General features: G+C 65.3%; 15 protein-coding genes. 14 read left to right on the forward strand and 1 reads right to left on the reverse strand.

Annotation, left to right across the window (positions count from 1 at the left end):
• Window positions 1-15 precede the first annotated feature (15 nt).
• From AC1DPF_RS13325 to AC1DPF_RS13350, 6 genes are all read left to right on the forward strand, one after another.
• Window positions 16-942, forward strand: a complete 927-nt coding sequence (locus AC1DPF_RS13325; protein WP_477961823.1) for a tyrosine-type recombinase/integrase — start codon at window positions 16-18, stop codon at window positions 940-942.
• A gap of 70 nt (window positions 943-1,012) precedes the next feature.
• On the forward strand, window positions 1,013-2,599 hold the full coding sequence (locus AC1DPF_RS13330; protein ID WP_477961824.1) for an MFS transporter: 1,587 nt from the start codon (window positions 1,013-1,015) through the stop codon (window positions 2,597-2,599).
• A gap of 25 nt (window positions 2,600-2,624) precedes the next feature.
• A complete protein-coding gene (alr, locus tag AC1DPF_RS13335; protein ID WP_477961886.1) occupies window positions 2,625-3,674 on the forward strand; it encodes an alanine racemase in 1,050 nt (349 codons plus the stop codon).
• 54 nt (window positions 3,675-3,728) lie between these two features.
• Window positions 3,729-4,469: an MlaE family ABC transporter permease gene (locus AC1DPF_RS13340; RefSeq protein WP_477870645.1), complete on the forward strand. Its 741-nt coding sequence runs from the start codon at window positions 3,729-3,731 to the stop codon at window positions 4,467-4,469.
• Complete coding sequence (locus tag AC1DPF_RS13345) at window positions 4,469-5,227, forward strand: ABC transporter ATP-binding protein (RefSeq protein WP_477870647.1); 759 nt, start codon at window positions 4,469-4,471, stop codon at window positions 5,225-5,227. The genes AC1DPF_RS13340 and AC1DPF_RS13345 overlap by 1 nt, the downstream gene beginning before the upstream one ends.
• Window positions 5,228-5,326: 99 nt before the next feature.
• Window positions 5,327-5,866 carry a redoxin family protein gene (locus AC1DPF_RS13350; RefSeq protein WP_477961826.1) on the forward strand — a complete coding sequence of 180 codons (540 nt, stop codon included), beginning with the start codon at window positions 5,327-5,329 and terminating at the stop codon, window positions 5,864-5,866.
• A gap of 60 nt (window positions 5,867-5,926) precedes the next feature.
• Here AC1DPF_RS13350 and AC1DPF_RS13355 read toward each other — a convergent pair whose 3' ends face one another.
• Complete coding sequence (locus AC1DPF_RS13355) at window positions 5,927-6,511, reverse strand: glutathione S-transferase family protein (RefSeq protein ID WP_477961828.1); 585 nt, start codon at window positions 6,509-6,511, stop codon at window positions 5,927-5,929.
• A 228-nt stretch (window positions 6,512-6,739) separates the two neighbouring features.
• On the opposite strand from AC1DPF_RS13355, the gene AC1DPF_RS13360 reads away from it, so the two are divergent.
• The 8 genes from AC1DPF_RS13360 (at window position 6,740) to queA (ending at window position 13,211) form a co-directional block, all read left to right on the forward strand.
• Complete coding sequence (locus AC1DPF_RS13360; protein WP_477961830.1) at window positions 6,740-7,582, forward strand: UDP-2,3-diacylglucosamine diphosphatase; 843 nt, start codon at window positions 6,740-6,742, stop codon at window positions 7,580-7,582.
• Between the two features lie 5 nt (window positions 7,583-7,587).
• Window positions 7,588-8,616, forward strand: a complete 1,029-nt coding sequence (locus AC1DPF_RS13365) for a glycosyltransferase family 4 protein (RefSeq protein WP_477961831.1) — start codon at window positions 7,588-7,590, stop codon at window positions 8,614-8,616.
• Between the two features lie 115 nt (window positions 8,617-8,731).
• Window positions 8,732-9,415 (forward strand): DUF1013 domain-containing protein, encoded by a 684-nt coding sequence (locus tag AC1DPF_RS13370; protein ID WP_477870657.1) that lies wholly within the window; start codon window positions 8,732-8,734, stop codon window positions 9,413-9,415.
• Between the two features lie 146 nt (window positions 9,416-9,561).
• A complete protein-coding gene (locus AC1DPF_RS13375) occupies window positions 9,562-9,807 on the forward strand; it encodes an exodeoxyribonuclease VII small subunit (protein WP_477870659.1) in 246 nt (81 codons plus the stop codon).
• Window positions 9,808-9,809: 2 nt separating this feature from the next.
• The gene (locus AC1DPF_RS13380) at window positions 9,810-10,700 is read left to right on the forward strand and encodes a polyprenyl synthetase family protein (RefSeq protein ID WP_477961833.1); all 891 of its coding nucleotides are present in this window, start codon (window positions 9,810-9,812) and stop codon (window positions 10,698-10,700) included.
• A 24-nt stretch (window positions 10,701-10,724) separates the two neighbouring features.
• A complete protein-coding gene (gene coaD, locus AC1DPF_RS13385; RefSeq protein WP_477870662.1) occupies window positions 10,725-11,225 on the forward strand; it encodes a pantetheine-phosphate adenylyltransferase in 501 nt (166 codons plus the stop codon).
• Window positions 11,226-11,351: 126 nt separating this feature from the next.
• Entirely contained in the window at window positions 11,352-12,155 is an 804-nt protein-coding gene (locus tag AC1DPF_RS13390; RefSeq protein WP_477961889.1) for a peptidylprolyl isomerase, read from the forward strand.
• 27 nt (window positions 12,156-12,182) lie between these two features.
• Window positions 12,183-13,211 carry a tRNA preQ1(34) S-adenosylmethionine ribosyltransferase-isomerase QueA gene (gene queA, locus AC1DPF_RS13395; protein ID WP_477961835.1) on the forward strand — a complete coding sequence of 343 codons (1,029 nt, stop codon included), beginning with the start codon at window positions 12,183-12,185 and terminating at the stop codon, window positions 13,209-13,211.
• Window positions 13,212-13,239 lie beyond the last annotated feature (28 nt).

Here is a 13,239-nt window from a genome sequence, read left to right on the forward strand (position 1 = left end):
TGGGACAAGAGGCGGGTGAAAGACGCCGAGGCCATCCTGCAGTTTCTCGAGATGCTCGCAGCCGAGGGCGGCGCGGCGAAGAATACGTTGCTGGCCTATGGGTCCGACCTGCGCGGAGCCTCGGCGCTGCTTGGCGGTGCGCTGGTCGCCGCTGACACGCCGGCTCTCCAGCGGCTCGGATCCGAGTGGATGGCGCTCAGCAGGACCAGCGTGGCGCGCAAGTCGTCGGTGCTGCGGCGCTTTTACGGTTTTCTGGAGGAGGAGGGCATTCGTGCCGACGACCCCTCCGACGCGCTGCCGCGGCCAACCACCCAGCGCGCCCTTCCGCGCATCCTCACCCATGGCGATATCGCCCGGCTGTTCGAGGCGCTCGAGGAACGTCGCCGCGACCGACATGGCGACCCGTTGACCTTGCGGCTGATTGCGCTGGTCGAGTTGCTCTACGGCTCGGGGCTGCGCGCCACCGAACTGGTGTCGCTGCCGCGCCACGCGCTGCGCGGCGACCGGCCGTTCCTGATCCTGCGCGGCAAGGGCGGGCGCGAGCGGCTGGTGCCGATTTCGGATCGGGCGCGGCAGGCGGTGGCGGAATGGAGCGTGCATGCTCCGGCAGACCAGCCCTTCCTGTTCCCCTCGGGGCACGGCCATCTGAGCCGGGTGCGGCTGTTCCAGCTGCTGCGCGAGCTCGCCGCCGAAGCGGGCATTCCGCCGCAGCGGATCAGCCCGCATGTGCTGCGACATGCCTTCGCCACCCACCTGCTCGAAGGTGGCGCGGATCTGCGCGCCCTCCAGACGATGCTCGGCCATGCGGATATTGCCACGACCCAGATCTATACGCATGTAAACAGCGCGCATCTGGTGGAGTTGGTGAACAGCCGGCACCCCCTCATGGATGCGGCTCGGAGCCGGAACAGCGGTTCTCCGCCCAAGGGGCGGGCGCAGTAGTGTCCCTTGTCTCCGCGCACGCTCTGCCATAGGCGTTTGCGCGATAGCAAATAGGACCGAGGATTGCGGCATGGCGGCGGGTGGAGTGGAATTCGATGCGAAGCGCGACCGGCTGGTCGTCATCGCGTCGACGCTCGGGACGGTCTTCGAATGGTATGACTTTTTCGTCTACGGAACGCTCGCCAGCATTATCTCCGGCCATTTCTTTCCGTCCGACAATCCGGCGGTCAGCTTCCTGATCTTCCTCGCCAGTTTCGGCGTGGGCTTCGGCATGCGCCCGCTGGGCGCGGTGCTGTTTGGCGTGCTTGGCGACAGGCTCGGGCGCAAATACACGTTCCTCGTGACCATCGCGATGATGGGCGTCGCTACCGCCGCGGTCGGCATATTGCCTACCTATGAGACGATCGGCGTCGCGGCCCCCGTGCTGCTGGTGCTGTGCCGCGTGCTCCAGGGGCTCGCACTCGGGGGCGAATATGGCGGCGCCGCGGTCTATGTCGCCGAACATGCTCCCGCGCATCGCCGCGGATTCTACACCAGCTTCATCCAGTCGGGGGTGATCGGCGGTTTCCTTCTCAGCCTGACCGTAGTGCTCGCGTCGAACATGTTCGTCGACAAGGATGCTTTCGCTGCCTGGGGATGGCGCATCCCCTTCCTGTTCTCGCTGCTTCTCCTCGCCGTGTCGCTCTGGATCCGGCTCAAGCTCAAGGAAAGCCCCGTCTTCAAGGAGATGAAGGCAAATGGTGAGATCGCGTCTAACCCGCTGCGCGAGAGCTTCAATAGCTGGGCGAGGGTGAAGATGATCCTCGTCGCGCTGTTCGGCATATCTGCGGGCCTGACCGTCATCTGGTATACCGCTCAGTTCCAGGCGTTGTACTTCCTGCAGAACAGCCTGCGCATCGAGGATAACACTGCCCGGCTGATCGTCGGCGCCTCGGCCGTCGGCAGCCTGTTCTGGTTCATCCTGTTCGGCTGGCTGTCGGACAGGATTGGCCGGCGCAAGCCGATCCTGATCGGCTATGCCCTGACGCTCGTGCTGTTGTTCCCGCTGTTCCACTGGATTGCCGACGCCGCCAACCCGCAGCTGGCCCACGCCATGGAGCGCGCACCGGTCGTCGTCACCGGCAGCGACTGCAACTATGATCCCTTCGCAAAGGAACAGGCAACCGCCTGCGGCAAGGTGCTCGACATCCTGTCCAAGAAGGGCATCGCCTACACCAAGGTCGAAGGCGCCTCGGCGGCGGCACCCAGCGTGACGATCGGCGGCTGGCCGGTCGATGCGAGCGATGCCGGCAGCCTGGAGGCCGGACTGGGCAAGGCGGGATACAAGCTCGACAAGATCACGCCACCGCTGGACGGCGCGGTGCACATCGTGCTGCTTCTGCTCATGATCGGCCTGCTGTCAGGCATGACCTATGGACCCGTCGCGGCGCTGCTGGTCGAACTGTTTCCGGCGCGCGTGCGCTACACGTCGCTGTCGGTGCCCTATCATATCGGCACCGGCTATTTCGGCGGCTTCCTGCCGTTCATCAGTCAATATATCGTGGCGCGAACCGGCGACCCCTTTGCCGGCCTATGGTATACGGTCGGCGTCGTGGCGATGGCCTTCGTCGTCACGCTGATCTGGTTGCCGGAAACCGCAGGCAAAGAACTGGAATAGCCGGGGCAGGGCGGCTATCGGCGGAATCGTGAACCCCGATCTCTATCCCCTGCGCCTGATCCTCGATAGCAACGCGCTTGTCGCCAACTGGCGCTGGCTGGCCGCCCGCGCCGGTGCGCCGGCGGGGGCCGCGGTGAAGGCCGACGGCTACGGCCTCGGTGCGTGTGAGGTGGTGCGGCGCCTTGCCAGGGCGGGATGCCGCGACTTCTTCGTGGCGACCTGGGCCGAGGCCGATGCGCTCGGCGCCTTGCCCGAAGGCGCAGCGCTGTCGGTCCTCCATGGCGTGCGCGAGGAGGACATGGCCTCGGCACTGGCGTCGCGCGGACGGCCGGTGCTCAATACACCCGCGATGGTCGCGCGCTGGAAGGCGGCCGCGCCCGGGCGACCTTGCGACGTGATGATCGATACCGGCATGAACCGGCTCGGGCTGAGCATGGCGGAGGCGTGCTCGGGCCTGCTCGACGGGCTCGAGGTTGACCTGCTGATGAGCCATCTCGCCTGTGGCGACGAGCCCGACAGCGCGATGAACGAGCGCCAGCGGGCAAAGTTCGCCGATATCGCCACGCGTGTTCCAGCCAGGCGGCATAGCCTCGCGAACTCGGCAGGAGCGTGCCTTGGCCCCGCCTTCGGCTTCGACCTGATCCGTCCCGGGCTGGCGCTATATGGCGGAATCCCGCGTGCCGAGGCGGCGGGCCGTATCGCGCAGGTCCTTCGGATCGAGGCGCAGGTCCTCCAGATGCGCGACGTGCCGGCGGGCGATAGTATCGGCTATGGCGCAACCTTCACCGCGGCGGCGCCGATGCGGGTGGCGATCCTCAATCTCGGCTATGCCGATGGCTATCTGCGCGCTTTCGCGGGCCGTGGCAGCGCACGGTTCGGCGATGCCGCCTGTCCACTGGTCGGGCGGGTCTCGATGGACCTGGTCGCGGTGGATGCGGGTCCGGCGAAACTCGGCGAAGGCGACTGGCTCGAGGTCGACTATCATCTGGAGGCCGCGGCCGGCGAAACCGGCCTGTCGCAATATGAGTTGCTGACCGGGCTCGGCTCCCGCTATCAGCGGCTCTGGAACGACTAGGATAGTTTCAATTTGCAGCCAATTATCGCCTTTTTGGCCGCAATCGGCCGATTGTTGATCAATGCATTGGGTTCGGTAGGCCGAGTGGCGATGTTCGCCGCGACGACCGCGGCGCGCGCGGTGCGGCCGCCATATTATCCGGCACGCCTGTTCGAGCAGCTGATGCAGATCGGCTGGTTCTCGCTGCCGGTCGTCGGCATGACCGCCATCTTCTCCGGCGCTGCGCTGGCGCAACAGACCTTTACGGCCGGATCGCGCTTCAATGCGACGTCGACGGTGCCGGCGATCGTCGTGCTTGGCATCGTGCGGGAGCTCGGGCCGGTGCTGGTCGGCCTGATGGTCGCCGGGCGTGTCGCGTCGGCGATGGCGGCGGAGCTCGGCACGATGCGGGTAACCGAGCAGCTCGATGCCCTGTCCACCCTGCGCACCGATCCCTATCGTTATCTGATCGCGCCGCGGGTGATCGCCGCGTTGATAGCCATCCCGCTGATGGTGCTCGCCGCCAATGCGATCGGCATATTCGGGGGCTATTTCGTCGCGGTCTACAAGCTCGATTTCAACGCCGTGGGCTATCTGAACACGACCCGGCAGTTCCTGACCGCGACCGATCTTCAGATGGCGCTGGTGAAATCCGCTTTCTTCGGCTTCTTCATCGCGCTCATGGGCTGCTATCATGGCTTCAAGGCCCAGGGCGGCGCCGCCGGCGTCGGCCGCGCCACCACCGATGCGGTGGTCTCGGCCTTCGTCCTGATCCTGCTGTCGAACCTCATCATCACGCTGATGGCCTTCGGCTGATGGCGGACGACTATAAGATCGTGCTCGAGGACGTCGCCAAGGCATTTGGCGGCAATACAGTGCTCGACGGCGTCAATCTGGAGATCGAGCGCGGCGAATCGATGGCGATCATCGGTCAGTCGGGCAGCGGCAAGTCGGTGATGCTCAAGATCATCCTCGGCCTGCTCAAGGCCGATCATGGCGCGATCCGGATCGATGGCGAGGATTTGCTGACGATGTCGTCGCGCGAACTGGAGCGCACTCGCGCCAAGTTCGGGATGTTGTTTCAGGGTTCGGCGCTGTTCGATTCACTGCCGATCTGGCGCAACGTCACCTTCGCCCTGACGCAGGGGCGGATGAAGGATGCAGCCAATATGCGCAGGCTCGCGACCGAGAATCTCGAGCGGGTGGGCCTCGGATCCCAGGTGCTGGATCTTCGTCCGAGCGAATTGTCCGGCGGTATGCAGAAGCGCGTCGCCCTTGCCCGTGCCATCGCGCCGAGGCCGGAGATCATCTTTTTCGATGAGCCGACCACCGGCCTCGACCCGATCCGCGCCGACGTGATCAACGACCTAATCGTCGAACTCGTCGAGGATCTCGGCGTCACCGCCCTGACCATTACCCACGACATGGCGTCGGCGCGCAAGATCGCGCATCGCGTGGCGATGCTCTATCAGGGCAAGATCATCTGGCGTGGGCCCCGAGATCGTCTGTACGACAGCGGCAACCCATATGTGGATCAGTTCGTTCAAGGACGAGCCGACGGCCCGATCCGCTAGAGCTGTTCGATATATCCGATCACTGAGAACGTCTTTTATCGTTGGATCGATCAGTCGCCCTTGGCCATTAAGCGTCATCCAATCTCGAAAGGACGATAAATGCTCGGACGTACCGTACCCGATGTGACGCTCAAGACCCGTGTTCGCGACGAGAGCGTCGAGGGCCCCAACCCCTTCCGCTGGCAGGATGTGCAGACCGGCGACCTGTTCAAGGGGCGGCGCGTCGCTATTTTCGCCTTGCCCGGCGCGTTCACCCCGACCTGCTCGACCGAGCAATGCCCGGCCTATGAGCGCAGCTACGACGACCTGAAGGCCGCTGGCGCCGATGAGGTCTATTGCCTGTCGGTCAACGATGCCTTCGTCATGTTCCAGTGGGGAAAGAATCTCGGGCTGCAGAAGACCAAGCTGCTTCCCGACGGCTCGGGCGACTTCACCCGCCGGATGGGCATGTTGGTCAACAAGCAGCATCTCGGCTTCGGCTACAGGTCGTGGCGCTATGCCATGGTCGTCGAGGACGGCAGGATCGTCGCCTGGTTCGAGGAACCCGGCATCAACGACGAAGGCGCCGACGAGGACCCCTATGGGGTGAGTTCGCCAGACAATGTCCTGGATTGGCTGAACGCGAATCCGGCAACATGATGATAGCGCGGGGCAGGCCAGGGCCTACCCGGTGCGACAATCCTCGGCTCGTCGTTCCTCTCAGTCGTTGATCCTGGCAGCGTCCTCCACCCGCCCGATCCACTGCTGGATCGCGGGATAGCGGGCCAGGTCGAATCCGCCCTCGCCCGCCACCCTCGTATAGGCGACGAGGGCAAGGTCGGCGAGGCTGAGGGTGTCGGCTACCAGGAAAGCCCGGTCAGATACGGCCTCATCGAGCAGTTTCAACGCCGCGTTGCCGCGCTCGACGATCGTCGGCTCGAGTTCGGAGACCGGCTTGCCGAGATAATGGACCTGGAACCGCGCCACCGCCACATAAGGCTCGTGGCTGTATTGCTCCCAGAACAGCCATTCGAGCATCTTTGCCCGTGCAAAGAACTCGGCCGGGATCAGCGACGATCCTTCGCAAAGCGCCAGCATGATCGCATTGGACTGGGCGAGGACCGTGCCATTCGCGAACCGGACCAGCGGCACCTGGCCCGCCCGATTCATCGCCAGGAAGGCTGGGGTCCGCGTTTCGCCGCCGAGCACACTGGTCTCTATCCAGCGATAATCGAGGCCGAGCAGGTCGGCCGTCCACTTCACCTTGAGGCAGTTTCCCGAAATCGAATCGCCATAAATCTGCATGATGTCCCCCTCAGCGCGCGCCCAACGGATATCCGGTCCCACCGGCGAAGGAAAACGAAGTTGCAGGCGGTTCTCACAAGGGCGGCTTATGAGGCTGGTATTGCTCGATCTTTCCTGTGCTTCGAAGCGAAGTGCCGCGAAGGCGTCACGAAGCTGCAAGAATGCGGCGAGGTGGTTGTAACAATTGGGAATCATAGCGTCGGCTCGTCATCCAGCAGGAGACGAGCAATGAATGCCATCACCCGAATAGCGGCGTATCAGGGCCAGGCGCCCGCCATAGCGGAAGGGCGCGGCAAGCGCCGCCGCTTCCGTACCATCTGGGTGTCGGACATCCACCTCGGCACGCGCGGCTGCAATGCGCAGATGCTGATCGACTTTCTCGACTCCACCGACAGCGAGACGATGTACCTGGTCGGCGACATCATCGACGGCTGGCGGCTGCGGCGCAGCTGGTACTGGCCGGCCGCCCATAACGACATCGTCTGGCGGGTGATGAAACGGGCCAAGCGGGGCACGCGCGTTGTCTTCATTCCCGGCAATCACGACGAGATGTTCCGGCAGTTTTCCGGCATGACCTTCGGTGGCATCGAGATACGCCGCAATGCGATCCATGAGACCGCGGATGGACGCCGGCTGATGGTGACGCATGGCGACGAATTCGACACGGTGGTGATGTGCCACCGCTGGCTCGCCTTCGCCGGCGACTTTGCCTACGAAACGCTGATGCGGCTCAACGTCGTGATCAACGCGGTGCGGCAGCGGTTCAATCTGCCCTACTGGTCGCTGTCGAAGCATGCCAAGCACAAGGTGAAGAACGCGGTCGAGTTCATCTCGCGCTTCGAGGAAGCGGTTGCGCACGAGGCCGGCGAACGCGGCGTCGATGGCGTCGTCTGCGGCCATATTCACACTGCGGAGATCCGCAGCTTCGGCGATATCGTCTATTATAACGACGGCGATTGGGTGGAGGGCTGCACAGCGCTGGTCGAGCATTTCGACGGCCGCCTGGAGGTTCTGCACTGGGCCGATGAAATCGCCGCACGCACTGCCGCCGCCACCGCGCTGGCGGCCTGAGCGGCATGCGCATCGCCATCGCCACCGATGCATGGGCTCCGCAGGTCAACGGCGTCGTCCGCACCCTGCAGGCGGTCAGCGCCGAACTGCTCGTCATGGGACATGACGTGTGCGTCATCGCGCCGGATCAGTTTCGATCGGTGCCTTGTCCCAGCTATCCCGAGATAAGGCTCGCCCTGACGACGCACGCCGGCGTCGGCCGGCGGATCGCCGACTTCGGCGCGGACGCCATTCATATCGCGACGGAGGGGCCGATCGGCCTCGCTGCGCGGCGCCATTGCCTGAGCCGCCGCTTCGCCTTCACCACCGCCTATCATACCCAGTTCCCGGACTATCTCGCCGAGCGTACCGGCATGCCCGCGCAATGGTTCTGGCACTATATCCGCTGGTTCCATGGCCCCTCGGCTGCGGTGCTGGCCTCGACTCCGTCGGTCGAGGCGATCCTCGACCGACATCGCATAGGCCCGGTCCGGCGCTGGGGCAGGGGCGTCGATCTGGCGCTGTTCCATCCCGGCCAGCCTCCGCATCCCGCGTTCGCGGCACTGCCGCGTCCGATCCAGCTCTATGTCGGCCGGGTCGCGGTCGAGAAGAATATCGAGGCGTTCCTGGCGTGCGGCGGCCCAGGGACCAAGATAGTGGTCGGCGACGGCCCCGCCAGCGCGGCACTGAAGCGCGCCTATCCGCAGGCGTTTTTCCTCGGGGCGCTGCATGGCCAGGCGCTGGCGGCGGCCTATGCAGGCGCCGACCTGTTCGTCTTCCCAAGCCGCACCGACACCTTCGGGCTGGTCATGATCGAGGCGTTGGCCTGTGGTACGCCGGTCGCCGCCTATCCGGTCACCGGCCCGGTCGACATCCTCGATCCCGCGTCGTCGGCGATGGACGAGGATCTCGGCAAGGCGATCGGGCAGGCGTTGACGCGCGATCGGGGCGCGGCGGCTGCCTATGGAGCGACCTTCGGCTGGCGCCGCAGTGCGGAGCAGTTTCTCGCGGCACTCGCTCCGCAGGGAGAGGGCAGGGCGCGGCTGGCGGCTTGATCGTCGGCGCTCTCCGGCAAGAGTAGCTTGTGCTGAACGCGCGGTTTCAGTACATCGGTATCCATGCTTCGGCCGCTCCGTGACGGGGCGGCCTCTTTTATTTTTGGAGACCGCCATGGCCCAGCCACTCATGCCCCATGCCACCGCTTCGTGGCTGGTCGACAATACCGCGCTCAGTTTTCCCCAGATCGCCGATTTCTGCGGCTTGCATATCCTCGAGGTCCAGGCGATCGCCGACGATATGGCAGCGACCAAGCTGACCGGGCGCGATCCGGTCCGCGCCGGCGAACTCGGCATGGCCGAGATCGAAAAGGGTCAGAAGGATCCGAATTACCGGCTGGTGATGCTCAAGGGCCCGGACCAGCAGCGCCGCACCAAAGGCCCGCGCTACACGCCGGTTTCCAAGCGCCAGGACAAACCCGACGGCATCGCCTGGATCATCCGCAACCATCCGGAGGTGTCGGATGGCCAGATCTCCAAGCTGATCGGAACGACGCGCACGACGATCGCGGCGATCCGGGACCGCACCCATTGGAACATCGCCAACATCATCCCCAAGGATCCGGTAACGCTCGGCCTCTGCTCGCAGCGCGAGCTCGACGCGGTGGTGGCGAAGGCGGCCAAGGCAGCCGGCATCGAAGCGCCGACCGACACCCGGCTCGAGGGCGACCGCGAGGCCCTGATCGAGCAGCTTCGCGCCGAGCGCGACGCTGCCGGCAAGGTGGCCGAGATGACGCTGGCCGAGCAGGAGGCGGCGCTGTTCAGCGGCCCCGCCTTCCAGGATCCGTTCAAGAAATAAGGATCATCGCCGCCCCGGCCTTGGCCGGGGCCGACAGGCTCTGCTCGCGCCGCGGCGCGAGCGCTGTCCTACCAGCTTTGGCTGGGCGGCGGATTCCCCGGAGGGCAGCTTGACCCTCGTCCACACCAAGCCCAAAAGCCGATCCTATGGATGATATTGCCGCCTTCGCCGACCTCTCCTTCGAGGACGCCCTCAAGCAGCTCGAGACGATCGTGCGGCAGCTGGAATCGGGCGACGTACCACTCGATCAATCTATTGCGCTCTACGCGAAGGGCGATGCGCTGAAGCGCCAGTGCGAGGCGCGACTGAAGGCTGCGCAGGCACGGATCGAGAAGATCAGCATCGGCGCGGACGGCGCGGCGAAGGGGACCGAGCCCTTCACGGCAAGCTGACCATGGCGGAGCTGCTCTCCTCCGAACTGGAGCGCATCGCGCACGAAATCGACATGCGCTTCGATGCCTTGCTGGCTCTGCCCGAGGACAGCCGCCGCCGCCTCTATCAAGCGATGCGCCACGCTGCCATCGGTGGCGGTAAGCGGCTGCGGCCGTTACTGGTCTGTGGCGCGGCGCGGCTGTTCGCGGTCGATCCGGAATGCGCCCTGCGCGTTGGCGTCGCCGTCGAGGCGATCCACGTCTACAGCCTCGTCCATGACGATCTTCCGGCGATGGACGATGACGACGTCCGCCGCGGCCGACCGACCGTGCACAAGGTCTATGACGAGGCGACGGCCATCCTCGCCGGCGATGCCTTCCAGGCGCTCGCTTTCGAAATATTGGCGGCCGAAGGGACCCATGCGGATCCGTTCGTCCGTGCCGAACTGGTGGCCGCGCTCGCCGTCGCGGCGGGACCGGGCGGGATGGTCGGCGGACAAGCGATGGACATGGCCGCCGCCGAGACGATGCACGATCTTGGAAACGTCACCCGGCTCCAGCAGCTCAAGACCGGGGCGTTGATCGGGTTCGCGATCGAGGCCGGGGCGATCCTCGGCCGGCTGCCGCCCGAAGGCCGTAGCCGGCTTCGCGGCTATGCACACGACCTTGGCCTCGCCTTCCAGATCGCCGACGACCTGCTCGATGCCGAGGGCGATCCCACGGCGATGGGCAAGGCCGCGGGGAAGGACTCCGCCGCCGGCAAGGCGACCTTCGTGGCCCTGCTCGGCGCCGATCGTGCCCGCGCCCAGGCCCGGTCGCTTTCGCAGCAGGCGATCAGCCATCTTGGCAATTTCGGGCGGGAAGCCGATCTGCTACGCGAAATCGCAGCTTATGCAGTCGACCGCGACCGATAAGCGATCAGGGGGAGGGCACAAGACATGCGCATCGGCGTCTATCCGGGGACATTCGATCCCGTTACGCTCGGCCATATGGATATCATCCGGCGTGGCGCGAAACTCGTCGACAAGCTCGTCGTCGGGGTAACCACCAATCCGTCCAAATCGCCGATGTTCGATCTCGACGAGCGGCTGGCCATGGCCCGCCGCGAAACCGAGGATCTCGGTGACAAGCTCGAAATCGTCGCATTCGATTCATTGCTGATGGATTTCGCCGAGAAGATGGGCGCTTCGATCATCGTCCGCGGCCTGCGTGCGGTTGCCGATTTCGAATATGAATATCAGATGGCGGGCATGAACCAGCAGCTGAACAACCGTATCGAGACGGTGTTCCTGATGGCCGATGTCGCCCTCCAGCCGATTGCGTCGCGGCTCGTCAAGGAGATCGCGCTCTACGGTGGCGCCATCCACCGCTTCGTGCCCGAGCGGGTGGTGCAGGAAGTCGTCGCGCGCGTGGAAAAGATCGGTAAGAAGGGCAGCTGATTTCCGGCGACCGGTTCAGCGCGTGGCAAGCCTGCGAGATTTAACGAGGGCCGCGCGCCAAGCGCGGTGTGGAGAATGTGTCTGATGCGATCGAAGTTCGTTGTTGCGGCCCTTTCAGGCCTGTTCATGGCCGGCATGGCGTTCGCACAGACCGCGCCGGAAGCCGCGGCCCCGCCGGCCGATCCGCAGAACATCCTCAATCTGGACCTGTCGACCGGAGGGCGCGTCAAGATATTGCTCCGCCCGGACAAGGCACCTTACTCGGTCGATCGCGTGAAGACGCTGGTGCGGCGCCATTTCTATGACGGGCTGATCTTCCACCGGGTGATCGAAGGCTTCATGGCGCAGGGCGGCGATCCCAAGGGAACGGGCGAAGGCGGGTCGGACCTGCCCGACCTGAAGGCGGAGTTCAATGATTTCCCCCATGTTCGTGGCACCATGGCCATGGCCCGGGCTGAAGGGCTCGACAGTGCCAACAGCCAGTTCTTCATCATGCTGCAGCCCAACCTCAGCCTCGACGGAAATTATACCGCGATCGGCCGGGTGACGAGCGGCATGGAATATGTCGACGCGATCGAGAAGGGCGAGCCGCCGGCAAACCCCTCCAAGATCGTCCATGCATCGATAGAGTCGGACGAGCAGGGAATTGCGCCGGCAGCTTTCGTGCCGCCGGCGCCTGCGGCGGCAACGGCCCCTGTTGCCGAGACCGGCAAGAAGGCGAAGAAGCAGAAGGCCAAGGCTCCAAAGGCGGAAAAGCCTGCGGAAGCCCCGAAGCCTGCGCCTGCGGAACCCGCGCCCGCCGAGACTCCTGCTCCGCCGGCCGTGCCTCCATCGGCCGGCGATCCGGCTGCGCCAGCGGTCTCACCGCCCAGCACCGACGCGGCGGTCAACGCCGTCACCAGCGACGAGGCGGCAGCTCCGCCGCGCTGATCTCGGTCTGCTGAGCCAGACTCGCCCATGCGTGTCGACCTTTTCGATTTCCACCTTCCGCCCGAAAGCATCGCGCTGAGGCCAGCCAGCCCGCGCGATAGCGCGCGGCTCCTGCTCGTGCCGCACGAGGGCGTCTTCTCCGACCATATCGTAACCGAGCTTCCGGCATTGCTGCGGGCCGGCGATTGCCTAGTCTTCAACGATACGCGCGTCATCCCGGCCCAACTCGAAGGCCGGCGCGGCGAGGCGCGGATCGGCGCCACCCTGCACAAGCGTGAGGGACTGCGCCGCTGGCGCGCCTTTGTCCGCAATGCGAAGCGGCTGCGAATCGGGGACTCGATCGATTTCGGTGCGGGTGTCTCCGCTGTCGCTGCCGAGCGTGGCGACGACGGATCAATCCTGCTCGACTTCGCAGGGGAGGAGCCGGTCGAACTGCTGCTCGAACGGGCGGGGCGAATGCCGTTGCCGCCCTATATTGCGGGAAAACGCCCAGCCGACGCCCGCGACCTCGACGATTACCAGACGATGTTCGCCCGCGAAAAGGGCGCCGTCGCTGCCCCCACCGCCGCGCTCCACTTCACGCCGGAGCTGATCGCATCGCTCCATGAGGCCGGGATCGGCACCGAGACGCTGACCCTGCATGTCGGCGCAGGCACCTTCCTGCCGGTCAAGGCCGATGACACCGACGACCACAGGATGCACGCCGAATGGGGCCGGATCGACGCCGCCACGGCCGACCGTCTCAACGCGGTGCGGGCTGGCGGCGGGCGCGTGATTGCGGTCGGCACCACCAGCCTGCGCCTGATCGAGAGCGCCGTCGACGAGGCAGGCGTGATCCGCCCGTTCGAAGGCGACACCGCAATCTTCATCACGCCCGGCTATCGCTTTGGCGGCATCGACGGGCTGATGACGAACTTCCATTTGCCGAAATCGACGCTGTTCATGCTGGTTTCGGCATTGATGGGCCGCGAGCGAATGCAGGCCGCCTATGCCCACGCCATCGCGACGGGCTATCGCTTCTACAGCTATGGCGATGCGAGCCTGTTGCTGCCTTAGGGTTGCATCGCCCCTTCTACATCCTATC

The sequence above is a fragment of the Rhizorhabdus sp. P4_G6 genome, from assembly GCF_056401045.1.